A 26,163-nucleotide genomic window follows, 5' to 3' on the forward strand; every position below is an offset into this window, starting at 1 on the left:
AAGGGAGGGAGCCGCGTTTAGCCCCTGGGAAAGGGGAATTTCAGCTCGCACGCCTTGCTTCAATGCTTTCACCCGAATCGAGCAGCCACCGCTTCAACGCTTCGTCACTCGCCTCCAGCGGCTCCGCCTGCGCGGATCGATTAAGCATCGCTGCCAACGCGGACGGCACCGGCACGGGCCGGCCGAGCAGTGGCTCGATCACGCTTTCGAACTTGGCTGGATGAGCTGTGGCGACCACGGTCCAAGCATCTTGCGCACCTTTCAACTGATCGAGTCGATGCATGGCGGTAGCGGTGTGCGGGCAGAACACCTCGTGATGATCGGCGGCGTGGAACAACACGGTGTCGCGAATGGTGGCGTCGTCCACGCTATGCGCGTGTACCTGGCGGCGTAAATCGGCGTCGTGAGGAAAGGTCCAGCGCAGGCGTTCGAAGTTGCTCGGTGCCCCCACATCCATCGCGTTGGCGAGTGTGGCGACAGCGGCACGTGGCGTGTATGGCGCACCGGCGAAGTAGTCGCTCAAGGTCTCGTTGGCATTGCAGGTCAGCTCCACCTGGCCGACTGGCAGGCCCATCTCGCGCACCCACAAGCAGGCAAGTGCGTTGCCGAGATTGCCGGTGGGCACGATGAAGTTCAGCGGACGGTGATGCTCATGGTGCCAGCGCAGCGCGGCGTGGGCGTAATAGGCCATCTGCGGCAGCAGGCGGCCGAGGCTGATGCTGTTGGCGGAAGAGAGTGGTCGCTGCGCCTGCAGTGCGGCGTCATTGAGCGCGGCTTTCACCATGCGCTGGCAATCGTCGAAGCGGCCCGACACGCGCAGCGCCTGCACGTTCTCGCCGAAGCAACCGAGCTGATGCGCCTGGCGCGGTGAGACCAGGCCGTCGGGATAGAGGATGACGACTTGCACGCCGGGTTGGCGATGGAAGGCCGCGGCCACGGCGGCGCCGGTGTCGCCGGAGGTGGCGACGAGGATGGTCAGTGGTCGAGGATCCTTGCGATGCAGGCGGCGGAAACAGCTCGCCAGAAAGCGCGCGCCGAAATCCTTGAACGCCGCGCTGGGGCCATGGAACAGCTCAAGCATCGACGCGCCCGGATGGTGCGGCAGCGGGCGCAGCGGCGCGTTGAAGGTGAACGCCTCCGCGCATATCGCCGGCAATTCGTCGGCCAAGGCATGGCCGGCGAAGAACGGCATCAGCAGGCACGAGGCGGTATCGGCCAGGCTGCCGTGCGGATCGAACGCGGCCAGATCGAGTCGAGGCAAGGCTTCCGGCACGTAGAGACCACCGTCCGGCGCGAGTCCGGCGGCGATTACTTCGTCGATGCGTGCGCCGGACGTTACGCCACGGGTGCTGTGATAAAGCAGCGGTTCGCTCATGCCTTCCTCTCGGCGTCGACCAGCGCGGCGGCCGGGCCATTGATCGGCGACACCAGCACATCGCTGGCCAGGCCGGCTTCGGCGAAGGCGGCGGACATGGCGGCCGAAGCCTTCAGTGCTTCGTCGCGCTGCTCGAACCAGCCGAACACGCTAGGACCGGCGCCGGAAATGCTGGCTCCCAAGGCATGGTGATCCATCGCGGCTTGTTTCACGCGGCCGAAGTTCGGGATCAGCGGCGCGCGGCGCGGTTCCACCAGCACATCCTTCAGACCGTCGCGCACCAGCGCGGCTTCACCGCGATAGCAGCCCGCCAGTACCAGCGCCAGGTTGGCGCTTTGCGCAACGAACTCGCCGAGTGGGTAGTCGCCAGCCAGGGCCGCGCGTGCCTTGCGTGTCTCGAGCACCATGTGCGGATGGACCAGCGCGCAATGCCAATGTCCCGGCACCGGTACACGCACCAGGCGATCGCGCGTGGCGAGCACCAGGCCGCCGAGCAGCATGGGGCCGACATTGTCGCCATGGCGTCCGCCGCTGGCGACGGCTTCGCCTTCCAGCGCAAAGCCGTACAGCGATTCGGCGGGCAGGGGCCGTTCCAACAGCGCATTGGCCGCCACCAGCGCGGCCACGCAGGACGCGGCCGAGCCGCCCATGCCTGAACCCAACGCGATGCCTTTGTGCAGCACTAGCTCGAAACCATGCCGCAGGCCGAGCGCCTTGCGCAGCGCCATCAGCGCGACGCCAGCGGTGTTCTGGCCGGCGTCCATCGGCAGCGCATCCACGCAACCGTCGATGGCCGCGATGCGCACGACAGGCTCTTCGATGCGGCGCACTTCGGCGCGATCGCCGGCACCGGCGACGCTATGGCCAAGAATGTCGAAGCCGATACCGACGTTGCCGACACTGGCAGGTGATAGAGCGTGAGCTGAGAGAGCGCGTTGCGGTACGACAGACATCGGTTCCACCCATTGAGCATTCATGCGCGCGCCTCCAGCGATTCGGCAATGCGCAGTAGATCGCCGAATACACCGGCTGCCGTTACCTCCGGCCCGGCGCCCGGCCCCTGCACCAGCAGCGGATTATCGTGGTAACGGCGCGTGGTGAATTGGACCACGTTGTCGGTCAACCGCGTATGGGCGAACGGATGAGATGCGGGCAGTACGGCCAATTTCACGCTAGCGCGGCCCTGGCGGTCGAGGCTGGCGACATGGCGCAGCACACCGTTTTGTGCGCGGGCCGTGGCCAGTTGCGCAGCCATCGGTGTGTCGAGCTGAGCGAGTTGGGTCATGAAATCGTCGATGGACAGCGCGGCGAGTTCGGCCGGGACCAGGCTCTGCACCTCGACATCGTCCAGCGACAAGGCCCAGCCCGCTTCGCGCGCGAGGATCACCAGCTTGCGCGCCACATCCATGCCGGAGAGGTCGTCGCGCGGGTCCGGTTCGGTATAGCTCAGCGCGTGCGCCTCGCGCACCAGGGTAGAGAACGGCTGGCTGCCGTCATGGCGATTGCACAGCCAGGCCAGCGTGCCGGAGAACATGCCATCGACGGCGAGCAGTTCGTCGCCGGTATCGAGCAGGTCGCGCAATGTCTGCACCACCGGCAAGCCCGCGCATACCGTGGCTTCGTAGCGGAAGCGCATGCCGGCGCGACAGGCTGCGCGAATGGCTTCCCAGCGCTGCAATGGGCCGCTGCCAGCGAGTTTGTTGGGTGTCACCACGTGCACACCTTCGGCGAGCCAGTCGGCGTAGTGCGAGGCGACGAAGTCATTGGCACTGCAATCGATCAGCAAAGCATGGCGGTGGTCATCGCCGCGAACATGCGCGGCGAATTGCTGCAGGTCGGTAGGGCGCCAGGTCTGGGCGCGATCACAACGGTAGTTGAGTTCCGGATCGTCGCAGTCCAGCCACATGCGCTTGCTGGCGGCCACGCCGCACAGCTTCAGTTCGAGTCCCCCCGCCGCCAGGCGTCCTTGCGCCGCACGCAGTTGAGTGAGCAGGGCGCTGCCGACACGACCGGGGCCGATCAGACCCACGGCCAGCGTACGGCGTCGTGGAGTGGTCGTCGGCAGCGCCCGTTCAAGCAGCGGATGTTTGGGCGGCTCCTGCTGAGCCTGTTCGAGTTGCGGGGCAAGAGCGTTCACGGTGGTCTCCTGGGTGGAGCCCCGTCTCGCTGGCGGTTCGGTGTGTGCCGGCCCGCCTCATCGAGGGCGGGGCCGTTGCGTGTGATGTTACTCGCGCGCGGACACCCACCCGTAGCCGGTGGTACCGGTACCGGTGGTAATCGTCGTGGCGGACATGGTTGCGGACATGACGCCGGCGCTCAGCGGCATGCGCCCGGTGCAAACCGGGGCGTGGTGCATGCGTGCTGGCTGGGATAGCGGCGACATGTGGCCGACCATACGAGCCATGCTGCGCTGCAGTCAACAGGTTTATTTGAAACTTTGTCGGGCATGGCGCCTGCCCGCCGGGAGTCATTCAAGGGGTGAAATTAATCAGGGCGAATGGCGCCCTATATGGCATTTACCTTGGCTGGCACGGCGTGGAGGGGGCTCTCCGCCGCATCCACAACACCTCCATCAAGGTACTGCCATGACGATCAGACCGCTCTTTCTCGCCGCTGCCGTTTTCGTGGTTCCGTTGGCGTTGCCCACGCCTTTGCGTGCCTCCTCGCCCCTGGTGAAAGAGATGGCCGGCAGCGTCGCGCACGACGGTTCCAAGGATTTGGACTTTCTCCATGGTGGCCCATGGCACGTGCACAACCGCCAGCTGGCCAAGCGCCTGGTTGGCTCGAAGGAGTGGGTGGAGTTCGACGCCACCGACGAGTTCGCTGCCCTGCCGGGCAACATCGGCAACGAGGAGCACTACCGCACCGATCACTGGAAGGACTTCGTCGGCATTTCGTTCCAGCTCTACAACGCGCAGACGCACCAGTGGAACGAGTACTGGGCGGACAACCACGGCGCTCCCGGCGTCCTGCAACCGCCCGTCACGGGCGGGTTCACCGGTGACATCGGTCTGTTCGAAGGCTCCGATACCTATGAGGGCAAGCCGATCACCGTGCGCACCCGCTGGAAGCGGCTTGGCGCGAATCACGTGACCTGGGAGCAGGCCTTCTCGCCGGATGGCGGCAAGTCCTGGGAAACCAACTGGTTCATGGACTTTACGCGCTGATGCACCGCTGTCTTCATCTTCAAATCAAAGGCTATTCATGAATCACTTCGAACGTTTGCTGGTGGGTGCTCTCGCATCGGCCATTACTTGCACAACCGCTATGGCGCATGAAGCACAACCCAGCGCGCCCGCTCCCATGGCCGAGAGCGTGAAGCACTTGCAGGAATTCCAGGTCATCGAGCTACGCCGCTACACCACCTCGGACGGCGCACGCGCACGCTTCGCCAAGTACTTCGATACCTATTTCCCGGAGGCCTTCGAGCAACTCGGCGCGATGGTGTTCGGGCAGTTCCTCGAGCGCGACAACCCGAACCACTTCACGTGGCTGCGCGGATACAAGGATCTGAGCGCGCGCCCCATCGTCAACGCCGCGTTCTATTACGGGCCGCTGTGGAAAGAGCACCGCAGCAAGGTCAACGCGATCCTGCCCGACAGCGACAATGTGATGCTGATGCGCCCGTTGCATGCCGAGCAGGGCATCACCGTGCTGCCTGCCATCGATCCGGTCGATGAAGACAAAGGTGCACAGGGCGTGGTGGTGATGCAGATCTTCGCGGTGAAGAAAGGCAGCGAAGAAGCGTTTGCGAAACAGGCGGAAACCGCGTTCTCCCGCTATCACATCGACGGCGTGCATGAGGCCGGCGTGTTGGTGACGCTGGATGTGCCCAACAATTTCCCGCAGCTGCCCATTCGCACGGATGGGCCATGGCTGGTCTGGGTGGGTGTGGTGAGGGACAACGCGACGCTGGATGCGAAAATCGCACCCGTCATGAAAGCTGTCGAACAGTCGCTCGCCGGCACGGATTTGCTGCGTGGCGAGACCGAGCGTGTGGTGATGAACCCCACGCCGCGCTCGCGCCTGCGCTGGCGGGAGGCAAGTCCACCGGCACCGTGAGAGATCGATCTTGCACGGGCGGGGTGGTTCCCCGCCCGTGCGTTCGATCAATGCAGTTCTTCCAGCACCGGGTCGCGCAGAATCTTGTAGACCTTCTCCGGTGGTGTGTTGGACTTCATGAGCTTCAGTCTCAGCCCCTTTGCCTGCTGGCAGGCATTGGCGCTATCGAGGAACACGCCGCCCTGTTCGCACTTCCACTCGTAGAAGTTGGCGATGCCGCCAGCGAGCTGCAGACTGAAGTCCGTGCTTTGCGCAAGCGGGCTGAACGGCACGCCAGCTTCCTCGTTCTGGAACCAGCGCATCCACTCCTTCGAGCCCATCGGCGGCACTTTGTCGGGAGCCTGGAAGGTGGGGTTCATCGGCGCGAGCTGCGGGCTCTCCGCCGTCATGTGACAGCTCAGGCAGGCGCTGATGGGGTTGTCCACGGGGCCGTCCAGGCGCCCGTTCCATCCAAGATGCGTGGGCGGCAATTCCTTGGTGTTGGCGTTGATGGCCGTCTGCTTGAGATTGGGGTTGATCTTGGTAACGGTCGGCTGCTTGTTGGTGTAGCTGTCGCCGTTGTCTTCCGGATCATTGCCAAACTGCACACCCACCGGCACCAGGTTGTCCCAGCTCGGTTTGCCGGTCATCGCGCCGTTGTACTGGAACGTACCGAAGATCCAGCCGGTGCCGGGAACGCGCGAGTCGCGCACGGCGAAATCCATCTGGATCAGCGCCACATTCTTGATGCTGCGATTGGCCGAACTGAAGGTGTCGGTGATGTACGCCTGCCACAGCACCGGGTTCACCAGGAACGGCACCTGCTGGAGGTCCACGTCCGCAAACAATGGTTTGCAGACCACCGTGCCGTCATGAAAGCTGTTGGGCTTGGAGGTGAAGGACGGGTTCGGGTCCTGCGGATTCTTCCAGACCTCGCCAAAGGTAAAGCCGCCGATATCGTTGTAGACGCCAACCGCATAGGTTTGACCCGTGCTGGTCTGCGTCGGCGCCAGCTGCTTGATCTGGATCTGCGCTTCTTTGGTCAGGCCGTGAATGCCTTCGCGACCCAGCGGTCCGTAGTGTTGCCACGGTGCGTGATACCAATGGCGAACAGGGTTCTTTTGCACGACCCAGTCGTTGTCCACATTGCCTTCAAGGCAGTATTTCTTTGCGGCCTCGGCGTAAGGGCGCCATTTCTCGAAGTCGTTGCTGAGCGGGCTTGGCAGCAGCTTGAAGAAAGCCGGCAGCGGGGCCTGGGGCAGCTGCTTCGGATAATCCTGGCTAAGGCGGAATGGCGCGCCCTTGTAGGTCGACGGCGGTGCATAGCCGAAATCCGGAAACGTACCCGCGCTGACCGCTCCTGTGAACAACATGAGCACCGCGACGGCGCCCATGGTTTTGCCTCGTACGAAACGCATGATCTACCCCTATGTAATGCGTTGATCCCCTCACGCTGGCATAGCGCCAACGTGTAACGTGTGTCCGGCTAACTAAAGAGAGCCCCGGACCGGCTTCGTGCCGATCGACCAGCGATGTGCATCGCCGGAATTTGTGGGCAGAATGACTGACTTGTCACTCTAAGGCGCCCGTCCTTGCGCGGCCGCGGTAAAGTCTCGCGGGGTCCGCGCATGAAGTGTGACGGAAAAGGGGCGACGACATGTTTTCACACGCAACGACAAGCCCGCATTCCACGCGAGTGCGATCCCATACCTGCAAGGCAGATACAGCAAAGGCGGCAACGTAATGAAGTTATTCACCCTGGAGCAGTTTGCCGCACATCTCAACGAGACCTTCATGGTGTCCATCGAAGGCGACGGTCGAACACCGTTCGTGCTGGTCGAGGCCAGGCCGATGTCGAAGGACGAACGCATGATTCCAGGCATGATGCGCGCTCCGTTTTCGCTGCTGTTTCGCAATGAATCGGCGATCGTGTTTCCGCAGAAGATCTATCCGATGACGCATGATGCGCTGGGTGAGTTCGGGATTTTTCTAGTGCCCATCGCACGCGACAAGCAGGGTTTCATCTACCAGGCCCTGTTCAACTGAGTATTTCTCAATTGAGTACTTCTCAACCGAGCCCTTCGATGCTCTCCGCACAGCACGGCCAAACCATTTCGAAGCGTTGGCCGTCGCTTTCGCCGGTGAGGGTGAAGCCCATTCGCTCATAGAGTCGGCGCGCTGCGATATTGCGTTGCTCGACTTGCAGGATGAGGCCGCGCGCCGATGCTTGTTGTGCGGTGTCTTGCGCGGCACGGATCAATGCCGTGCCAATGCCCTTGCCACGCCATGGGGGCATCAAGGCGATGTCGACCAGCACGAAGTCCGGTTTCCCGTGGTGCACATAGAGACGGCCGATGGGCGTCTCCCTGTGTTCGATCAGCAGGAAGTCGCCGGGTGCGTAGTAACTGACGTAATGCCGGTGCTGCAGGGCGAACTGATAATCCAGAAACGCCCACTTGGCCGACTTCGGCCAGAGAAGCGCTTCCAGTTCTCCCGCACGCAGCTCGCCATACAGCTCGCGCATGAAGGGAATATCCGCATCGCATGCCGCCCTTGCCGAAAAACCGCCTGCCTGCAGATGCGGGGGCAGGCGGATTGCCGATGTCTGGCTCGGCGGAAGCGTCAACGTCGCCAACATGGCAGCCTTCAAGACCGTGCTGGGAATATTCCGGCAAGCGCAATGCAGAAGTTGACGGCAAGATACGGCTGCTGATTTTCATGCGGTAGGCCGCTGCCGCCGCCGGGCCCCGTCATCGCGGCCGGAAAAGTGGTGTTCGACGTGGCGCTCGTGGTGAACGGGCCGTCGTGGCCGGGTATCAGTACGGCATCGCCACTGAGCGGAATACCATGGCGTTTGGTCGCATCAGGTTGACCGAAGATGTGCATATTGTGGTTGTGCGCGGCCATCTCTTGGCTATTCAACGAGACCGTGGTCGTGCCAAATATCTCGCCCACATCGCGAGGGCTCAATCCGGGAGCCTGTCCCTGTGAACAGGGCACGTTGCCCTGGAAATTCGGCAGGGCGAAGTTGGACTGGCCGTTGCCGCCAAAATTTGTGCCGAGCAGCGAAAACAAGGCCGTGTTCTGTGAGATGGGCATCAGCTGTCCACTGCACTGCGCCCATCTAAAGGGGGCAAAGTTGAAACCGAACAGCTGGATTTCGCCTAGGAACGGTGTAGTCATGATGTGATCCCCTGTTGCTACGGAACGCTCCGCGAAGCGTTGCGGCGCATCGTCAAGCCTGTGACGGAAAGATGCCCTGAGTTGCTATGCAAAAGCGCACCGTCAGAGTCGGCATCGTGTTGTCGTGCGGTTGGCTGCCGCCAGTCGGCGAGATCATGGTCGACGCGGGAGATTCGCTGGCGCGGCCGCTGATGTCGCTGGTGTACATGTAGTCGCCGGACAAGCCGCCCAGCTGCACGCTGCTGCCTGGCGTGACGCTGCTAGCTGTGTCGCTGGTAGCGGAGAACGAATGCAAATGCGCTGGCAACTGGCCGGCGGTCAATGACACCGCTTCGACGCCACTCCTTTCACCCAGTAAGCGGTTGGTAAGACCTTGGCCCTGGCCCTGATGCAGTGGCAGGCGGCCACGTAAATCAGGCAGGCAGAACGTGGTCACGCCATCCCCGCCAAACGTGGTGCCGAGCAGCTGAAAAAGCGCGTCGTTATCCGCAATGCTGAGATACGAGCCGTCGCAGTCGGCCCAGCCGACTGGCGCAAATGTGTACGACAAAAGCCGGATTTCTCCGAGATACGGTTGGCTCATGGGAATGCTCCGGTGGCGTCAGTTGCGCGACGGATAGATGCCGTTCAGCGCGATGCAGAAATTGAGTACCAGATAGGGCTGCATGTTTGTGTGCGGCTGATTCTGGCCGCCCCCATCCAGCGTGGCCGGGTTGAGCACGACCTGGGCGCCGCCGGAGGAGCCGTAGATGGATTCGGTGCCCGATTTGCCATACAAACCGCTGGTTGGATTACGCGCACTGCCTGCGTCGGTACTCGCATTGGCCTGATGCGTGTGCAGCGGTATCTCGCTCGAAATCAGCGTGACGGACTCTACGCCGGCCACTTCGCCAAGGACATTGGCGTCGCCGAATCCGAGCGGAGTGCGTCCTCGCAGGTCGGGCAGCACGAAGTTGGTTGTGCCGTTGCCACCGTAGGTCGTCCCAAGCAACGAGAACAACGCCTGGTTCTGGCTGATAGCAAGAGTCGCGCCGTCACATCGGGCCATGCCTTTTGGCGCGAAACCGAATGGCGTGAGCATGATCTGCCCGAGAAATATCGATGCCATGTTTCCCCCTGGAAGATGTCGCGCCCCCCTGGCCGACATGCGAGGCGCACTCTCGCCCAAGTCACCCTGGCTTGACAAGTGCAATTTGTGACGAGCTACTATGTTTGATCGCTGATCGCGATGTAAAGCACGTTGTAACGACGATTCCGTCGATGCCGAGGGGGGAAGATCTCTTCGGCCGCTTACGAAAACTATCCGTTTTTCGTTCATGGCCGTTCGGACGGCCAAGCTAAGGGTTACGTAGCAGGGGTTCCATGTTCCAAACCGTCGCCAGGTGGCGGCGTTTGTTCGTGAGCGATTGACTTTGAAGTCGATGCGGGGCCAAGGGGACGGACATGCAGTTTCGACAGGGGAAGGATCGCGCTTCGGTGCGGCTTGGGCGTCATTCGGGCTGGATGCACCGACTCGGTGCCTTCGCCTTGCTTTGTCTCATGATGCTATGGACATCGTCCGCATACGCGGCGGCGCTCTGTCCAAATTTCAGCGTCCCCGACTCGCATACCACACCGTCGACGTCGCCCATGGCATCGGGTGGAACGATCACGATTAACGCGGTCAGTTGCGATTCGTCTCCGGGTACGGGTCTTGGCGGTATCGGTCTTGTCTCGACGACACCGTTGCACGGCAGTGCTTCTACGGATAGCAGTACCGACATCGTCACCTATGTAAACAATGGCGACGGCGTAACCAGCGACAGCTTTGCTTTCCTCGACAGCAACGGTGTTCCGATTACCGTCACCGTTGCCATCGGGCCCGTCTCGCCGATCACCGTCAGCCCAGCGACCTTGCCGACGCCCAACGTGGGAACGTTCTACACCGCGTCGCTCAGCGCTTCCGGCGGTACATCGCCGTACACGTTTACGCTGACCAGCGGCAACGCGAGCTTGCCGTCCGGCCTGACCATGACCGGCAACGTGATCTCCGGCACTCCAAAGACGGCGGGCACCTCCACGATTTCCGTGCATGTCGTCGATGCGGCGAGCGCAGCGGCGGACAAGAGCTACTCAATCACCGTACCTGTTCCCACCATCACGCCGAGCGCTTTGCCCAATCCAGTGCAAGGCGCACCGTACAACCAGACATTGAGTGCCAGCGGAGGTACGGCTCCGTATAGCTATAGCTTGGAACCGGGACTGGGATCGCTTCCGCCAGGGCTGAGCATGAATGCCAGCGGTGTGTTCTCGGGTACGCCCACCACGCAGGGTACGTACAACTTCACCATTAAAGCCACCGATAGCAGTTTGGATCCTGCCCACGGGGGGACTGGCCCCTATTTCAACGATCGCGCTTACTCCCTCACCGTGCTGGCGCCACCGCCCCTGACGTTATCGCCGACCAGCTTGAGCAATGGCCAGGTTGGCGTGGCGTACAGCACGACAGTTACCGCCAGTGGTGGCACCGCGCCGTATACGTACAGCGTCTCTGCAGGCAGCCTGCCACCCGGCCTTACCTTCAACACATCCACCGGAGCGCTGACCGGTACACCCACCGGCGGCGGTCCGTTCAACTTCACGATCAGCGCGCATGATGCAGGCGCCAGCACGGGTTCGCAGGCGTATGCCTTGACGATGACGGCGCCGACTATCGTTCTGGCACCGGCGACGTTGCCGGCGGCGACGCAAAACAGCGCTTATTCGCAGGCGGTGACCGCCAGCGGCGGCACATCAACGTATACGTATGCCGTGACCTCCGGTGCCTTGCCGGCGGGCTTGTCGTTGTCCAGCGCCGGTGTGCTCAGCGGCACATCTACGGTGTATGGCACGTTTACCTTCCAGGTCACCGCAACGGACAGCAGTGCCAGCGCCGGTCCCTACACGGGCACTCGCAGCTACTCGCTGACCGTTCATGCTTCTCCGCCGGTCATCACGACGAGCTCGCTGCCAGCAGGCACGGTCGGCACGGCCTACAGCCAGACCATTGCTGTCAGTGGAGGCGTTGGTCCCTATACCTTTGCCGTGACGGCGGGCAGCTTGCCTGCCGGGTTGAGTTTGAGCAGCGCCGGCGTGGTATCCGGCACGCCGACGGCGGGCGGCACGTTTCCTGTCACGGTCACCGTGACGGACTCACAGAGCGGCACAGGCACACAATCGTATTCGCTGATCATCAGTGCGCCGACCGTAGCGGTAGCGCCGGGCACGCTGCCCGCGGCCACGTTGCATGCCGCCTATAGCCAGACGGTGAGCGGCTCCGGCGGCACGACGCCTTACATCTTCAGCGTGACCAGCGGCGCGCTGCCGCCCGGCGTGTCGCTGAGCAGTGGAGGTGTTTTAAGCGGCCATCCGACGACCAACGGCACCTACAACTTCGACATCACAGCGACGGATTCGAGTACCGGCAGCGGTCCGTATGCGGGCGTGCAGTCGTATTCGGTGACGGTGAGCGCGCCGACTATCACGCTCAGCCCGAGCGGCAGCCTGCCGGCAGGGCAGGTGGCTGCGGCCTACGGTCAGAGCATCACGGCCAGTGGCGGTAGCGGTCCCTACACCTATGCCGTGACGTCAGGAGCGTTGCCTGCCGGTCTGGCGTTGAGCAGTGGCGGTATCGTGTCCGGCACGCCGACGGCGGGCGGCCCGTTCTCTTTCACCGTGACCGCTACCGATGCAAACACCAATACCGGCAGCCAGAGCTACACGTTGACCACAGCCGCACCGACCATCACGGTCGCTCCGGCGACGCTGCCTGCGGCCACATTGCACGTCGCCTATAACCAGGTAGTGAGCAGCTCCGGCGGCACGACGCCCTACACCTTCAGCGTGACCAGCGGTGCGCTGCCACCCGGCGTGTCGCTGAGCAGCGGTGGTGCGCTGAGCGGGCACCCGACAACCAGCGGCACCTACACCTTCGACATCACGGCGACCGATTCGAGTACCGGCAGCGGGCCGTATGCGGGCGTGCGGTCGTACTCGGTGACGGTGAGCGCGCCGACCATCACGCTCAGCCCGAGTGGCAGCCTGCCGGCCGGGCAGGTGGCTGCGGCTTACAGCCAGAGCATCACGGCCAGCGGCGGTAGCGGTCCCTACACTTATGCCGTGACGTCGGGGGCGCTGCCTGCCGGTCTGGCGTTGAGCAGTGGCGGTGTGGTGTCCGGCACGCCGACAGCGGGTGGCAATTTCTCCTTCACCGTGACCGCCACCGATGTAAATACCAATACTGGTAGCCAAAGCTACACGTTGACGACGACCGCACCGACCATCACGGTCGGTCCGGCGACGCTGCCTGTCGGCACCGACGGCGTGGCGTATTCGCAAAGCCTCAACGCCAGCGGCGGTACGTCGACTTACAAGTTCACCATCGCCTCCGGTGCGCTACCACCTGGCCTCAACCTAGCGACCGACGGCACGCTTTCAGGTACGCCGACGGGTGCGGGCCTCTACAGTTTTACAGTGCAGGCGCAGGACAGCAGCACCGGCACGGGACCGTATACGGGGAGTCGCAGCTACAACAACTTCAATGTGGCCAACCCCACCCTGACGCTTGCGCCGGGAGGATCGACGCTCAGCGGCACCTACATACAGGCGTATACGCAGACGTTCACCGCGAGCGGCGGCACAGGCCCCTACACGTACGCCGAGAGCGGCACCTTGCCGACCGGCGTGACGTGGAACGCGTTGACGGCCACGCTTTCCGGCACGCCGATCCAGTCTGGCAATTTCCCGATCACGATCACGGCGACGGACAGCAGCACAGGTTCCAGTGCGCCATTCAGTGTGCCTGGGAGCTACACGCTGAGCATTGCGGCGCCCACGATCGCCATCGCGCCCGGTAGCGTGCCGGCCGCAACCGTGGGTACGGCCTATAGCCAAACCCTCACCGCGAGTGGTGGCGCTTCGCCGTACACGTATACGGTTTCTGCAGGTGCGGTGCCGGCAGGGTTGAGCCTGAGCAGCGCCGGTGTGATCAGCGGCACGCCCACCGCGGCTGGCCCCTTCAGCATCACGGTGCAAGCTACCGATGCGCACGGCGCAAGCGGCTCGCAGACATACAGCGCGACCGTCAACGCAGCGACGGTAGTGTTGAGTCCTGCCACCTTGCCGGCCGCGACCGCCGAAAGTGCTTACAGTCAAACCGTCACCGCCAGCGGCGGGACGGCGCCTTACACCTATGCGATCAGCGCTGGCGCGTTGCCCGCAGGTGTGACGTTGAACACCAGCAACGGCGCTCTGTCGGGCACACCCACCGTATCGGGACCTTTCAACGTCACCATCCGCGCAACCGACAGCAGCAGCGGCACTGGCGCGCCCTTCCACGCCACTCAAAGCTACGCGCTGACCGTCAACGCGCCCAGCATCACGGTGAGCCCGGGCACGTTGGGCACGGTCCAGGTGGCCGCTGCCTTCAGCCAGCCGTTGAGTGCCAGCGGCGGCAATGGCAGTTACACCTATGCGGTGAGCGCGGGCAGCTTGCCGCCGGGGACCAGTCTGAGTTCAGCCGGTCTGCTGACTGGTACGCCGACCACGGCTGGTAGTTACAGCTTTAGTGTCACGGCAACGGATGGTTTGAGCTTCACCGGCACGCAGGCGTACAGCGGGACCGTCATTGCGCCATCGATCGTCGTGAATCCATCGACGTTGCCGGCGGGAACGGCGGAGAGTGCGTATACGCAAACGGTGACTGCCAGCGGCGGAACTGCGCCGTATACCTACGCGATCAGTGCAGGCGCATTGCCAGCAGGCTTGTCATTCAACACCAGCAGCGGTGCACTGTCGGGCACGCCCACGGTATCGGGAACCTTCAACGTCACCATTCGCGCAACCGACAGCAGCAGCGGCGCGGGTGCGCCCTTTAGCGCCACACGCAGCTACTCGCTGAGCGTGAATGCCCCGGGTATCACGGTGAGTCCGGGCACGTTGAGCACGGTCCAGGTGGCCGCTGCCTTCAGCCAGCCGTTCAGTGCCAGCGGCGGCAATGGCAGTTACACCTATGCGGTGAGCGCGGGTAGCTTGCCGCCGGGGCTCACTCTCAGCGCAGCCGGTCTGTTGGCGGGTACGCCGACCGCAGCCGGTAGTTACAGCTTCAGTGTTACGGCAACGGATGGTTTGAGCTTCACCGGCACGAAGGCGTACAGCGTGACGGTCAATGCACCATCGGTGGTGGTGAATACAGCGAGCTTGCCGGCTGGTACGGCGGAAAGTGCGTATGCGCAAACCGTGACCGCGAGTGGCGGCACTGCGCCGTACACCTACGCGGTCAGCGCGGGCGCATTGCCGGCCGGCTTGACGTTGAACGCCGGCAGCGGTGCGCTATCGGGCACGCCCACGGTATCGGGAACCTTCAACGTCACCATCCGTGCAACCGACAGCAGTGGCGGCGCGGGTGCGCCGTTCAGTGCGACGCGAAGCTACACGCTGAGCATCAATGCGCCGGGTATCACGGTGAGTCCGGGTGCGTTGAGCGCGACCCAGGTGGCCGTTGCCTTCAGCCAGCAGTTCAGTGCCAGCGGTGGCAATGGCAGTTACACCTATACGGTGAGCGCGGGCAGCTTGCCGTCGGGACTCACTCTCAGCGCAGGTGGTCTGTTGGCGGGTACGCCGACAGCGGCCGGTAGCTACAGCTTCAGTGTCACGGCAACGGATGGCCTGAACTTCACCGGCGCACGCGCTTTTACCGTCAATGTAGGCCAACCCGTGCCTGTGGCGGTCAACGACAACGCGAGTACGCTGGCCAATAGCGCCGCGACCTTGGCGGTGACGACCAACGACACCGGCCCGATCACCAGCATCGCCATCGCCCAGGCACCCACGCATGGCACAGCCAGCGTCAGCGGCCTCAATGTGATCTATACGCCGACCGCCAACTACTACGGCAGCGACACGCTCACCTATACGGCGACTGGTCCCGGTGGCACGTCGGCACCGGCGACGGTGAGCATCACGGTGACGCCGCTGGCCGTACCGGTGGCGAGTGCGCAGACGGTGACGATACTTGCGGGCAAACCCGTAACGATCCACGCCACGGCCGGTGCCACCGGTGCGCCGTTCACCGTGGTAGCGATGGCCGCGCAGCCGGCTACGGGCACGGCTACCGTCAGCGGCACGGACATCGTCTACACGCCGCCTGCGAACGCCTCCGGCAAGGTGAGCTTCACCTACACCATCGCGAACGCGTTCGGTGTGTCGGCGCCGGCCACCGTCACCGTCACGGTGAACCCGATGCCGGTCGCGCCTTCGCTCACCGTCAATGCCGTTGCTGGTACTTCGGTGCAGGTTGACCTCACCCGCGGTGCGCAGGGCGGCCCGTTCACCGACGGAAACGTGTTGTCGATTACGCCTGCGCAGGCTGGCACGGCGACGCTGCATGACACCGGTTCCGGCTACATGCTGAGCTTTGCGGCAGCGCCCACCTTCAGCGGTGCGGCGCAGATCAGTTTCACGCTCAACAATGCCTACGCCACGTCACTGCCCGGCACGATCACGGTCGACGTCGCTGCGCGCAGCGATCCGTCGCACGATACGGAAGTCCTGGGCATTCTCGCGGCTCAGGCCGATGCTACGCGGCGCATGGCCACCGGGCAGATCGGCAACTTCCAGCGGCGTCTGGAAAGCTTGCACAGCGGCGGAGTGCAGAGCGGCTTCAGCAACGGTCTCAGCTTCAGCTCCGGCAGTAACCGTCAACATCGCGATCCGTTGCTCGGCATGCGCGCGGACGATGAGTGGAGCCGGCGCTATTTGGTGCAGCCGAATGCACCGGCGGCTGACCGCTCCGGCGGCACGGCTGGCGGTGGCGGTCTACCCGGTGACATCGCCGTCTGGACCGGCGGCGCGGTGAACTTCGGCTCCCGCGAAATCGGCGGCAGTTCCAACGGCATCGACTTCACCACCTCGGGCATCAGCGTCGGTGCGGACAAGCAGATCACATCCACACTCGCGCTGGGTGCCGGCCTTGGTTACGGCCACGATGCCTCCGACATCGGCCATCACGGCAGCCGAAGCACGGTGGACAGCTACAACTTCGCTTTCTACGGCAGTTATCGTCCGAGCGAGGCTACGTACATCGACGCGCTGGCGGGCTATCAATGGCTTTCGTTCGACGCGCGCCGCTACGTCACCGACAACGGCAGCACGGTGCAGGGCAGCCGCGACGGCAACCAGGTGTTCGGCTCGCTGTCGGTGGGCTACGAACGGCGCAGGGATACCTGGGTTCTCTCGCCGTATGCGCGACTGGACCTGGCCCACGCCACGCTCGATGGTTACACCGAACACGGCGGCGGGATCTACGCACTGAGCTATCAGCACCAGACCGTGGACAGCAGCACCGGTAGCCTGGGCCTGCGTGGGGACTGGGTGATCAAGCGCGATTACGGTGTGTGGATGCCGCGCTTCCGTATCGAGTACCAGCGCGACTTCGAAGGAGCAGGCCAGGCGACGATGCGCTATGCCGATCTGCTCACCGGACCGGTCTATCACGCCACCCTCAATCAGCAGGTGCGCAACCACACCCTGTTGGGTTTGGGTCTGCAGCTGCAGACGTTACGTGGGCTGATGCTGCGGGTGGAGTACCAGAACCTGCTGGACAACAGCAGCCACGACAACCAGTCGATCCTGTTGGGTGTGGAGCAGAAGTTCAAGCCCTAAGAGCCAGTGAGGAGTTAGGAGTTAGGAGTGAGAGAAGAGTGTGGCGTTGCTGCCTTTGCCTTTGCTTCTCTCTCTTCTCACTCCTCTCTACTCACTTCTAGTCAGTGCGATAGATCGATCGCGTAAGTCGCCGTGCCGTCGCCGTGATCCTTCACCTGGTGCACGTTCTTCACGCCAGCCCCATGCGCTACGGCCTGCTTGCCTGCGGCGCCGTTGAACACCACCGGGCCATGCACCTTCAACGGGGCGAAGTGCCATGACGTCGCCGGCAAGTCTTTCGCGCCGATGATGCGATGGCGCTCGATCCACTTGGCCAGAATCTCGCGTGTGCCGTCCGGCGCGCTAAGCACGATGTTGCTGCCGTCCAGGCCGGGGAAGTTGCCGCCGCCGCTGGCGCGGTAATTGTTGGTGACCACGATGAAAGCCTGCTTCGCGTCCACCGGCGTGCCTTTCCAGCGCAACGCGGTGACGCGCTCGCCGACGGGTTTGGACACGTCGATGGTGTAGGCGATGTCACCCTGGATCTGGTCGAAGTTGAAGCCGGGCATGCGATCGTTGATCAGTGCTTGCTCGGTGGTCAGTGCCGGGTCGATGCGGTTGAAGCGCTCGGCGGATTTCTCCAGCCAGGTCTTGAGGCCGGCGCCATCGATCTTCACGGCGGCCAGGGTGTTCGGATAGAAGTACAGGTCGGCGGCGCTGCGTAGGCTCAGCGGGCCGGCGGCGACGTCGGTGTAGTCGTCCGGGCCGCCGAAGCCGGTGCGGAAGGCGGCGGCGGCGGATAGCACTGGCACGTTCGCCAACTCCGGGTGCGTCTTGGGCAATTCGCTGATGACGTAGTCGCGCTGCGCGGCGTTGACCGCGGCGAGCGCTGTCATGTTGCCCTCGTCGGCGAAGTAGCTGCTCATGTGCACGCGGCTTTCGCCGATGGGCGTATTCACGTGGATCAGCGCGGCCTGGTGCGCCTTCGCCACCAGCGGCGCGATGGCCGGATCGGCAGGCACGCAATCGTTCTTCTGTGCACAGATCGGGCGCACTTCGCTATGCGTCTGCTGCTTGTCGATCACCCACTGGCCGTTCTTGCGGGCGAGTGCCAGCTTGATTACGCCGAGATCCTTGCCGAAAAAGCCGCCCATCACCGCGGGTGTGCCGCGCACGAAACCGCGTTCGGCATCGACGTCCTTCATGCCCTTGTAGTGCGGGCCGGGGAACTCCGTATGCGAGTGACCGAGCAGCAGCACATCGACACCAGGGATGGCGGCGAGGTACCAGCCGCCGTTCTCCATCTCGGAGGTGTAGGTGTCAGTGCTGAGGCCGCCGTGCAGCACAGCCACGATCAGATCCGGGTGCTGCGCCTGCAGTTCGGGCAGGTATTTCTTCGCGGCTTCCACCACGCCGGTCACCGTGACCTTGCCTGCCAGGTTGCGCCTGTCCCACTCCATGATCGGCGGCGGGGTGAAGCCGATGATGCCGATCTTGAGCGGCACACTCAGCTTGCTGCCGTCCGGGGTGTAGGCGTCGATAGGCTTTTCCACCACCGCCCACGGCTTGAAGATCGGCGCGCCGTCGCGCGCGCTGAACACATTGGCTAACACCAACGGGAAGTGCGGACCGGCGCAGCGATCGCTGCGGCCGCCGTCGACGTTCATCGGCGTGCCGGTGACCTGCGACAGGAACGGCAAGCCGTAGTTGAACTCATGGTTGCCGGCAGTACCGCCGTCATAGCCGAGGGCGTCCATGGCGGTGTAGATCGCCAGCTCCTCGTCGCAGCCCACCGGCTTCGCCAGGGCCTGATAGTCGGCCAGCACGCTGCCCTGGATGGTGTCGCCGCTGTCGAACAGGAAGCTGTTGGGGAATTCCTGGCGGGCGCGGCGGATCAGGGTGGCGGTGCGCTCGTAACCCAGCGAGTTATCCGGCTTGAGCTTGTAATAGTCGTAGCTCAGCACATTGGCATGGATGTCGGTGGTTTCCAGAATCGCCACGTCGGCGCGGGCGCCCTCGGGCAGCTGGCCAGGCTTGAAGGCCTGGCTGGCGCAGCCGGCCAGAAGGGCAGAGATGAGGGCAGCGAGAGAGAGCAGGCGAGGCGTCATGGGGATTCCCTTCGAACGAGCGGACCGCTCACGCTAGCAGATCGATATGGCGGTTCGCCGACGCTCTGGCTCCTCCCCCCCTGCTTGCGGCCTGATTAGCGTCGACTCTCAGCTGGTGCGGTTTTGCTCCTCCCCTTGCTTGCAGGGGGAGGGAGCAGGTCGTCAGGTCCTGGCAGACTCTCTGCTGGCAACGCCGGCTGAACCCTTTTCCACGGCCATCTGGCCGTTACCTCCAGTTCTGTCTGTGACCATGGCAAGACCGTAAGATGGCGCCTCGATGACAGATCGGCCGACAGGGGGCCATGCGCAACATGCAAGCAAAATCGTTTCGCTTTACGCGGAACAGCGCGGCGTGGTTGTGCGCAACGCTCTTCTTCGCAGGCTGCATCCGGGCCACCGCCGGGCAGGAACCGGTACTGCAGCAGCAAGGGTTCGTGCTGGCGCTGATGCTGTGTACCTTCGGCGTGCTGTTCTTCACCTTCGCGCGCGTCGCCACCGCTTTGGTGGTCAGCGGCGGCTTGTTCCTGGCGCTCAATTTCCTGTCCGTGCTCAAGCTGCGCTATCTCGACTCGCCGCTGATGCCGTCGGATTTCGTTTATTACATGCGCTCCAGCTTGTTGGAAACGCTGGGGCATTACCCGCACTTGTTCGCGCTGAGCATGGGCGTGATCGTGCTGGTGCCGCTGGGCTTGTGGCTGGTGTGGCGCGGGGATCGCCGCCTCCTCACCGGGCTCTCTCCGCGCAAGGCTTTCGCGGTGCGCGTCGGCGGTGCGGTGCTGTGCGGGCTGGCGTTCTGGGTGTGCCTGCAGCCGGCAGGGCCATTCGCCAAGGTGCACGCCAAGGATGTGTGGCAGAAGCTTTCTGACGACGCCCAGCTCACCAACTTCTTCATCAACTTCCACGACTCCGACGTCACCTTGCCGGCGATGACCGGCGACGCGATGGCGGAACAGGAATGGAGCGCCACCGCGCATGGTGAGCCTGCCGCCGTGCAGCCGCCCTATCCGGACATTGTGCAGGTGCTGGAGGAAAGCACCTTCGATCCGTCCAACTACACCGCCTGCAACATCCCCGAATGTCGCGTGCGGTTGTTCAAGCCGGACGAGCACACGCTCTCGCACGGGCCGCTGCGTGTGCATACCTTCGGCGGTGGTACCTGGGTCAGCGAGTTCGCCGCGCTCACGGGCATGCCGCAGGACATCTTCGGCCCCGGTGGCATGTATGCACCCTATGTGTTGTCGCCGCACGTGCGCGATTCGCTGCCGCAGCAACTGCAGCGGCTGGGTTATCTCACGGTCGCGATCTATCCGACCAACGGCGCCTTCCTCAACGGTCGCAATGCCTACAAAGCCTACGGCTTCGACCAGTTCTATGACGCCAAGGAACTGGGGCTGACCGAGTGGGACGAGACCGACACGCAGATGTTCGACGCCGCCAAGCGCGTCTACGACAAGGTAAGGAAGCCAGGGCAGCCGGTCTTCATGATGATCCTGACGCTGGCGCAGCACGGCCCGCACGACATGGATCCGCTGTCCACGCTGCCGGCGCCGTTCAATCGCGGCCTGCTCAAGGGCTTGCCGGGAAAGCAGGCGCTGAACCTCAACACTTACCTCTCCAACCTGCATAACTCCGACGTGGCCATGAGCGGACTGGAGAAGAATTTCCTGGATCGCCCGGACCCGACAGTGATCGTGCACTTCGGCGATCACCAGCCGTCCTTCGGCGGCCTGATCCGCGATATGCCGCGCACCTGGCCAACCGCGCTGCAGCCGTACAAGCACTACCTGACCTACTACATGATCAAGAGCAACGTGGCCGGCCGCCACATGCCGAGCTACCCGATGCTCGACATCGCGCACCTGCCCAACATGGTGCTGCAGGCGGCTGGCGTGCCGATGGACCCGTACTTCTCCGCCGCCACCGTGCTGCGCACGCGTTGCAACGGCTTATATAGCGACTGCATCGACCAGGACTTGGTGAAGTCCTATCACGCGTGGACGTTCAACCATTTGCACGTTTACGAGGAGTGAGTGGGCGCTCTGGGTTGGGGAGGGTGTCGCAAGGGTTCACCCCCTCCCAACCTCCCCCTGTCCCACGGGACTAGCTTCGCGTCGCAAGCAAGGGAGGGAGCAGGTTGTCGCGAGCTTTAGCTCCTCCCCTTGCTTGCGACGCGAAGCTAGTCCCGTGGGACAGGGGAGGGCTGGGGAGGGGTAAGCCCTTGCGATAGCGCACCCCGAACGCGCTACTTCCTTTCCGGCTTCGCCAGATCGAAATACGTCCAGCGCTTGCCATCCGCACTCTCCAGCTGCTTGAGCTGCACCACAAAGTTGAAGCTGCTCGCTGCCACGGTGCTGCCATCAATGCGTTGCGTGGCAAGGCCAGTGGCAGCCTCCTGCGGTCGCAGTTCGGACGGTGTCAGGCGATAGCTGTCAGCCGCTTGTCCCAGCGCGCCGCCCAGGGCCTCGTGCAGTACGCGTCCTTGCGCTTGCGGCAGCTTCAAGCCAAGTAGCGCTGCGATGGTCGGTGCCACATCCACATTGCCGCTGGGCAGCGCGTCGCGGAAGCCGCCGCGGAAACTCGGGCCGGCTGCAAGCAAGGTGTTGTGCACATCGATCGGGCTGAAGCTGCCGTGCTCGCCGCGTTCGCTGGGCAGGTCGGGGAATACGGTGGCGTACTCGGTGCCGCGGAAGCCTTGGATCATCGCGTCGGCATCCCAGGCATAGCTCACGATGATGTCCGGGCCGCGCGCGGCGTTCTCCAGATGCACGTTCTCGGCCGGCAGCGTGCCGGGGATCTGGCCGTAGCGCTTGGCCACGAACACCGCCGCCACGTAGTCGCGCGACTGCAGGAAACGCACGGTGCGCTTCACGACGTCCGCGTTGTGCTCGGGCTGATAGAAGTATTCCGTGCCGCCATTCGGCGCCAGCACCAGCGCGCCCTTGGGCAGCTCGTCGGGTAAGACATAACTGGGCGTGGTGTACGGGCCGGGCTTGCCACAGAGATGGCCGTCATCGTCGTAACGCGTGGGCATCAGCTGGGAGCCGTCGGCGCGGATGCCGGTCATCACGGGCGCATAAACACAGCCCAGACCGTCGAAGGCGGGAATGTTGGCGCGGGTCGTCAGCTCGTGCGCCATACGGATGCCGCCGGAGACCGAGTAACCCCAATCCTTGTCGACACCGGTGACGCGACCGTCGTTGATCTGGCGCAGCGGAAACAGGCTGCTGGGGCCGGCGATATTGCTGTGGCCGTGGTCGGACACCACGATGATGTCGGTGTCCTGCGCCATGCCCAGCGCCTGCAGCTTCGCTTCCAGTTGGCCGAGCAAGGCGTCCTGCGCCTGCAGCGCGAGATGGAATTCCGGCGAGCCGACACCGTACATGTGCTGGGTGGTATCCGGGTTGCGCAGCCACACCACGCTGAGGTCGGGTCGATGCTTGGGCAGCACTTCCTCGAGATAGGCCTTCATCATCCACGCGTTCGCAGCGGTCGGCGGCGTATCGCTGGCCACCGTGGCATCGCTGGTGGCGCCGTCCTTGAGCTTCGCTGCCTTGCCGCGTTCGGTGGGATCGCCGTTGTCTTCATGCAACGCCAGCTCACCATCGGCGTACGTATTGAGCGTGGTCTTGGGCAGCGGATAGCCGGCCTGCTGCAGCTCCTGCGCGAAGGCTAAAGGCAGGGCGGTCTTCTCATCCAGCAGCAGGCCGACGTGATCCGGGTCGCCGTGGTTGGGCAGGCGATGGTTCTGCAGGAAGGCCGCGCCCGACTTGCCGATCGCCGCGGTCTTCAAACCCGCCTTCTGCGCGGCGGCGAACAAGGTCGGCAGTTCAAGCAGATCGTCGCCGCTGGCCTTGTTGAGTGCGCGCAGCACGAGGTCGTCCTCGACATAAACCGGGCTGCGGAAATCCACGTCTTCTCCGCTCGTGCTGCGTGCGGTAGGCGTGGTCTTCAAGCCGGTCTGGCGCGTCGCCCAAAAGCGATTGCCATAGAAACCAAGCGGCCCCGGAAACGCGCCAGTGGCGAAGCTCGACGCATTGGCCATGGTGAAGGTGGGGTAGGTCGAGTGGTTGTCGTCGAACCAGGTGCCACGCTGGGCGAGCGCGAGCAGGTTCGGTGTGTCTTCCGCGCTCACCGCATCCGGGCGCATGCCGTCCCATACGAACAGGATCACTCGATGCGTCGAGGGTGCGGCGAAGGCCGAGGGGATCGACAGGCTGGCGAGCAGGGCGATGCGAGAGAGCTGGCGCAGCGAGCGGCGGAAAGAAAGGGACATGCACAGGCCTTCAAGATGGTGCGGGGCAAGCCGACCATGCTGGGTGAGGCCTGTTGCAGTTTTGTGTCGGAGGGCTTCTTAGGAGATGCGCGAGCGTGAGGCTTGGCGCAAGGGTTCACCCCCTCTCAGCCTCCCCCTGTCCACGGGGCTAGCTTCGCGTCGCAAGCAAGGGGAGGAGCTAAAAGCTTGCGACTACCTGCCCCCTCCCTTGCTTGCGACGCGAAGCTAGTCCCGTGGGGCAGGGGAGGGTTGGGGAGGGGTAAGCCCTTGCGATAACGCTGCTACTTACTGCGGTGAACCCAGCTATCAGCCATCACGCAACATCGTAAGCAACCCCACCCACCCACGTCTGCCGCACCACCAGCCCATCATCAAGCACGGCAAAGTCCGCACGCTGTCCAGCCACAAGGCGGCCCTGCACACGATCCAACCCCAGCCACGCGGCCGGGTAGTTGCTCGCCATCCGCGAAGCTTCGGCCAGCGGCAGGCCAACCATATTGACGAGGTTACGCACGCCGGTCGCCATGTCCAGCGCCGAGCCGGCGAGCACGCCTTCGTCGCTCTGGCAGACGCCGTCGCGCGCGACGATGGTCTGGCCGTTGAGTACGTACATGGGGTTGTCGGAGCCCACGGGCGGCATGGCGTCGGTGACGAGCACGCTCTTGCCGCGTGCCTTGGCGGCGATCGCCACGCGCAGGGTGATGGGGTTGACGTGGTGGCCGTCGACGATCAAGCCGCACCAGCTGTGCGGATCGTCGAGGGCGGCACCGACCACGCCGGGTTCGCGGCTGCCCAGCGGGGTCATTGCGTTGAATAGATGGGTGAAGCCGCGTATGCCGGCGTCGAGCGCGGCGCGTGTGGTGTCGTAGTCGGCGGCGGTGTGGCCGGCGGCGGCGATCACGCCGGCTGCGGCGAGCTGGCTGATGGTTTCGAGCGGTACCCGGTCGGGTGCGAGGGTCATCATCACCACGCCGCGATGTTTGGCGGTGAGCGCAGCGATGTCGCTGGCGTCGGGTGCGCGGAACAGGTTGACGTCGTGGATGCCCTTGCGCGCAGGTGCCAGGAAGGGGCCTTCGACGTGGATGCCGAGCACACCCGGGACACCTTCGTCGATGGCGGCGTCCACCGCGGCGAGCGCGGCGCGCATCACCTCGGCGGTGTCGGTAATCAGCGTGGGCAGGAAGCCGGTGGTGCCGAACTTGCGGTGCGCGGCGGCGATGCCGCGCAAGGTTTCCACGCTAGGGTTGTCGTTGAAGAGCAAGCCGCCGCCGCCGTTGACCTGCACATCGATGAAGCCGGGCAGCAACAGCTTGCCCTGCAGGTCGTGTTGTTCTGCAGTGGCGACGCGCTTGTCGCCGGGCAGCACCAGCGCCTCGATGCGGTCGTCACGAACCAGCACGACGACGTCGTCTTGCAAACCGTGATCGGTTAGGACACGGCCGTTGACCAGGGCCAGTAGGGGCTGTTCGACGTTCATCACATGGTCTCCGTGACCTTGCGTAGATGCGGCGGTACATCGGGATCGTAGCCGCGCGCGAGCGCGAGCGCACTGGCGGCACGGTAGAAACTTTGCACGGTGAGCAGCGGCGTGACGATGGAGTCGATGCCTGCCGGCAGCGGCAGGACGTCCGGCTGGTCGACGCCAGGCGCCGCCACGAATACACGGGCACCACGTGCGCGGAATTCGTTGGCGACGGCGAGCGTGTTATCCAGCGTGCCGTCGTCCTGCGCGAAGAACAGCACCGGGAAACCTTCGCCGACCAGCGCCATCGGGCCGTGCTTCACTTCGGCGGCGCTGAACGCCTCGGCGTGCAAGCCGCAGGTTTCCTTGAGCTTGAGCGCGGCTTCCAGAGCCGCGCCAAAACCGAAGCCGCGGCCCACCACGAACAGGTTCTGGGTATTGCGCAGGCCCTGGCTCAGCGCGCTCCAGTCGCTGGTCCAGCCGCGGCGCAGATCGTCGGGCAGGCGCTGGATGATGGCGTGCAGAGAGTCGTCGTTGCTCCAGTGCGCGGTGAGCTGCAGGATCGCCGCAAGCGTGGCGAGGTAGCTCTTGGTGGCGGCCACGCTCACTTCGGGGCCGGCCTTCAGCGGGATCACGGTGTCGGCCAGCGCGGCGAGCGGCGAGTCCTCCACGTTGACCATCGCCAGCACCAAGGCGCCCGCATCTTTCGCGGCCTGCGCGCTGCGCAGCAGGTCGGGGCTCTTGCCGGATTGGGAGATGGCGATGAACAGCGCGCCGTCGAGTTTGACGTTGGCATCGTAGATCGAGGCGATCGACGGCGATGCGGACGCGGTGATCAGGCTCAGCCGGGTTTCGAACACGTACTTGGCATACGCCGCGGCGTGATCGGAGCTGCCGCGCGCGCAAGTGACGATGAAACGCGGAGGATTCGCGCGCAGCCGTTCGCCCAGCGTTTTCAGCACGGCGGCGTTGTCGCGGAGCTGGCGCTCGACAACGTCAGCGGCCTCGTGGGCTTCGCGGAACATCAGGGTGTCACTGGCTTGCTTCATGGATGGCAATCTCG

18 protein-coding genes are annotated in these 26,163 nt (G+C 64.0%); 5 read left to right on the plus strand and 13 right to left on the minus strand.

Annotated features, from left to right (window positions below):
- Positions 1 to 40 precede the first annotated feature (40 nt).
- From thrC to OUZ45_RS14670, 4 genes are all read right to left on the minus strand, one after another.
- Positions 41 to 1,375: a threonine synthase gene (gene thrC / locus OUZ45_RS14655; protein ID WP_266170867.1), complete on the minus strand. Its 1,335-nt coding sequence runs from the start codon at positions 1,373 to 1,375 to the stop codon at positions 41 to 43.
- Positions 1,372 to 2,352, minus strand: a complete 981-nt coding sequence (locus OUZ45_RS14660; RefSeq protein WP_266170868.1) for a homoserine kinase — start codon at positions 2,350 to 2,352, stop codon at positions 1,372 to 1,374. The genes thrC and OUZ45_RS14660 overlap by 4 nt, the downstream gene beginning before the upstream one ends.
- Positions 2,349 to 3,455: a homoserine dehydrogenase family protein gene (locus OUZ45_RS14665; RefSeq protein ID WP_266170923.1), complete on the minus strand. Its 1,107-nt coding sequence runs from the start codon at positions 3,453 to 3,455 to the stop codon at positions 2,349 to 2,351. Before OUZ45_RS14665 ends, OUZ45_RS14660 begins: the two co-directional genes overlap by 4 nt.
- 144 nt (positions 3,456 to 3,599) lie before the next feature.
- A complete protein-coding gene (locus OUZ45_RS14670; RefSeq protein WP_266170869.1) occupies positions 3,600 to 3,758 on the minus strand; it encodes a hypothetical protein in 159 nt (52 codons plus the stop codon).
- Positions 3,759 to 3,960: 202 nt separating this feature from the next.
- Between OUZ45_RS14670 and OUZ45_RS14675 the strand changes: the two genes are divergently transcribed.
- Positions 3,961 to 4,542: a hypothetical protein gene (locus tag OUZ45_RS14675; protein WP_266170870.1), complete on the plus strand. Its 582-nt coding sequence runs from the start codon at positions 3,961 to 3,963 to the stop codon at positions 4,540 to 4,542.
- A 37-nt stretch (positions 4,543 to 4,579) separates the two neighbouring features.
- Positions 4,580 to 5,437, plus strand: a complete 858-nt coding sequence (locus OUZ45_RS14680) for an NIPSNAP family protein (protein ID WP_266170871.1) — start codon at positions 4,580 to 4,582, stop codon at positions 5,435 to 5,437.
- 47 nt (positions 5,438 to 5,484) lie between these two features.
- Here OUZ45_RS14680 and OUZ45_RS14685 read toward each other — a convergent pair whose 3' ends face one another.
- Positions 5,485 to 6,834: a hypothetical protein gene (locus OUZ45_RS14685; protein ID WP_266170872.1), complete on the minus strand. Its 1,350-nt coding sequence runs from the start codon at positions 6,832 to 6,834 to the stop codon at positions 5,485 to 5,487.
- 325 nt (positions 6,835 to 7,159) lie between these two features.
- Here OUZ45_RS14685 and OUZ45_RS14690 point away from each other — a divergent pair, with 325 nt between their 5' ends.
- On the plus strand, positions 7,160 to 7,462 hold the full coding sequence (locus OUZ45_RS14690; protein WP_266170873.1) for a DUF6916 family protein: 303 nt from the start codon (positions 7,160 to 7,162) through the stop codon (positions 7,460 to 7,462).
- Between the two features lie 22 nt (positions 7,463 to 7,484).
- Here OUZ45_RS14690 and OUZ45_RS14695 read toward each other — a convergent pair whose 3' ends face one another.
- Genes OUZ45_RS14695 through OUZ45_RS14710 form a run of 4 tightly spaced genes read right to left on the minus strand, consistent with a single transcriptional unit; the run spans position 7,485 to position 9,707 of the window.
- Entirely contained in the window at positions 7,485 to 8,054 is a 570-nt protein-coding gene (locus OUZ45_RS14695; protein ID WP_266170874.1) for a GNAT family N-acetyltransferase, read from the minus strand.
- Between the two features lie 8 nt (positions 8,055 to 8,062).
- Positions 8,063 to 8,599, minus strand: coding sequence for a phage tail protein (locus OUZ45_RS14700; protein ID WP_266170875.1), 537 nt, complete (start codon positions 8,597 to 8,599; stop codon positions 8,063 to 8,065).
- Positions 8,600 to 8,651: 52 nt separating this feature from the next.
- A complete protein-coding gene (locus tag OUZ45_RS14705; RefSeq protein ID WP_266170876.1) occupies positions 8,652 to 9,182 on the minus strand; it encodes a phage tail protein in 531 nt (176 codons plus the stop codon).
- Between the two features lie 18 nt (positions 9,183 to 9,200).
- The gene (locus OUZ45_RS14710) at positions 9,201 to 9,707 is read right to left on the minus strand and encodes a phage tail protein (RefSeq protein ID WP_266170877.1); all 507 of its coding nucleotides are present in this window, start codon (positions 9,705 to 9,707) and stop codon (positions 9,201 to 9,203) included.
- 335 nt (positions 9,708 to 10,042) lie between these two features.
- On the opposite strand from OUZ45_RS14710, the gene OUZ45_RS14715 reads away from it, so the two are divergent.
- Positions 10,043 to 17,278 (plus strand): putative Ig domain-containing protein, encoded by a 7,236-nt coding sequence (locus tag OUZ45_RS14715; protein ID WP_266170878.1) that lies wholly within the window; start codon positions 10,043 to 10,045, stop codon positions 17,276 to 17,278.
- A 101-nt stretch (positions 17,279 to 17,379) separates the two neighbouring features.
- On the opposite strand, the gene OUZ45_RS14720 is transcribed toward OUZ45_RS14715, so the two are convergent.
- Positions 17,380 to 19,365, minus strand: coding sequence for a bifunctional 2',3'-cyclic-nucleotide 2'-phosphodiesterase/3'-nucleotidase (locus OUZ45_RS14720; protein WP_266170879.1), 1,986 nt, complete (start codon positions 19,363 to 19,365; stop codon positions 17,380 to 17,382).
- A gap of 311 nt (positions 19,366 to 19,676) precedes the next feature.
- On the opposite strand from OUZ45_RS14720, the gene OUZ45_RS14725 reads away from it, so the two are divergent.
- A complete protein-coding gene (locus OUZ45_RS14725) occupies positions 19,677 to 21,395 on the plus strand; it encodes an LTA synthase family protein (RefSeq protein ID WP_266170880.1) in 1,719 nt (572 codons plus the stop codon).
- A 212-nt stretch (positions 21,396 to 21,607) separates the two neighbouring features.
- On the opposite strand, the gene OUZ45_RS14730 is transcribed toward OUZ45_RS14725, so the two are convergent.
- The 3 genes from OUZ45_RS14730 to OUZ45_RS14740 all read right to left on the minus strand — a co-directional run bounded on the left by OUZ45_RS14730 (position 21,608) and on the right by OUZ45_RS14740 (position 26,149).
- The gene (locus OUZ45_RS14730) at positions 21,608 to 23,638 is read right to left on the minus strand and encodes an alkaline phosphatase family protein (RefSeq protein WP_266170881.1); all 2,031 of its coding nucleotides are present in this window, start codon (positions 23,636 to 23,638) and stop codon (positions 21,608 to 21,610) included.
- A 313-nt stretch (positions 23,639 to 23,951) separates the two neighbouring features.
- Complete coding sequence (nagA, locus tag OUZ45_RS14735) at positions 23,952 to 25,115, minus strand: N-acetylglucosamine-6-phosphate deacetylase (RefSeq protein WP_266170882.1); 1,164 nt, start codon at positions 25,113 to 25,115, stop codon at positions 23,952 to 23,954.
- The gene (locus OUZ45_RS14740; RefSeq protein ID WP_266170883.1) at positions 25,115 to 26,149 is read right to left on the minus strand and encodes an SIS domain-containing protein; all 1,035 of its coding nucleotides are present in this window, start codon (positions 26,147 to 26,149) and stop codon (positions 25,115 to 25,117) included. Before OUZ45_RS14740 ends, nagA begins: the two co-directional genes overlap by 1 nt.
- Positions 26,150 to 26,163 lie beyond the last annotated feature (14 nt).

Source organism: Dyella subtropica, from assembly GCF_026283965.1.
Taxonomy (GTDB): Bacteria; Pseudomonadota; Gammaproteobacteria; order Xanthomonadales; family Rhodanobacteraceae; genus Dyella_D; species Dyella_D subtropica.

Excerpts from the sequence above, each read along its gene's own strand:
- thrC (WP_266170867.1), bottom strand. The coding sequence starts at position 1,375 with ATGAGCGAACCGCTGCTTTATCACAGCACCCGTGGCGTAACGTCCGGC.
- OUZ45_RS14660 (WP_266170868.1), bottom strand. The coding sequence starts at position 2,352 with ATGAATGCTCAATGGGTGGAACCGATGTCTGTCGTACCGCAACGCGCT.
- OUZ45_RS14670 (WP_266170869.1), bottom strand. The coding sequence starts at position 3,758 with ATGTCGCCGCTATCCCAGCCAGCACGCATGCACCACGCCCCGGTTTGC.
- OUZ45_RS14675 (WP_266170870.1), top strand. The coding sequence starts at position 3,961 with ATGACGATCAGACCGCTCTTTCTCGCCGCTGCCGTTTTCGTGGTTCCG.
- OUZ45_RS14680 (WP_266170871.1), top strand. The coding sequence starts at position 4,580 with ATGAATCACTTCGAACGTTTGCTGGTGGGTGCTCTCGCATCGGCCATT.
- OUZ45_RS14685 (WP_266170872.1), bottom strand. The coding sequence starts at position 6,834 with ATGCGTTTCGTACGAGGCAAAACCATGGGCGCCGTCGCGGTGCTCATG.
- OUZ45_RS14690 (WP_266170873.1), top strand. The coding sequence starts at position 7,160 with ATGAAGTTATTCACCCTGGAGCAGTTTGCCGCACATCTCAACGAGACC.
- OUZ45_RS14695 (WP_266170874.1), bottom strand. The coding sequence starts at position 8,054 with ATGTTGGCGACGTTGACGCTTCCGCCGAGCCAGACATCGGCAATCCGC.
- OUZ45_RS14700 (WP_266170875.1), bottom strand. The coding sequence starts at position 8,599 with ATGACTACACCGTTCCTAGGCGAAATCCAGCTGTTCGGTTTCAACTTT.
- OUZ45_RS14705 (WP_266170876.1), bottom strand. The coding sequence starts at position 9,182 with ATGAGCCAACCGTATCTCGGAGAAATCCGGCTTTTGTCGTACACATTT.
- OUZ45_RS14710 (WP_266170877.1), bottom strand. The coding sequence starts at position 9,707 with ATGGCATCGATATTTCTCGGGCAGATCATGCTCACGCCATTCGGTTTC.
- OUZ45_RS14715 (WP_266170878.1), top strand. The coding sequence starts at position 10,043 with ATGCAGTTTCGACAGGGGAAGGATCGCGCTTCGGTGCGGCTTGGGCGT.
- OUZ45_RS14720 (WP_266170879.1), bottom strand. The coding sequence starts at position 19,365 with ATGACGCCTCGCCTGCTCTCTCTCGCTGCCCTCATCTCTGCCCTTCTG.
- OUZ45_RS14725 (WP_266170880.1), top strand. The coding sequence starts at position 19,677 with ATGCAAGCAAAATCGTTTCGCTTTACGCGGAACAGCGCGGCGTGGTTG.
- OUZ45_RS14730 (WP_266170881.1), bottom strand. The coding sequence starts at position 23,638 with ATGTCCCTTTCTTTCCGCCGCTCGCTGCGCCAGCTCTCTCGCATCGCC.
- nagA (WP_266170882.1), bottom strand. The coding sequence starts at position 25,115 with ATGAACGTCGAACAGCCCCTACTGGCCCTGGTCAACGGCCGTGTCCTA.
- OUZ45_RS14740 (WP_266170883.1), bottom strand. The coding sequence starts at position 26,149 with ATGAAGCAAGCCAGTGACACCCTGATGTTCCGCGAAGCCCACGAGGCC.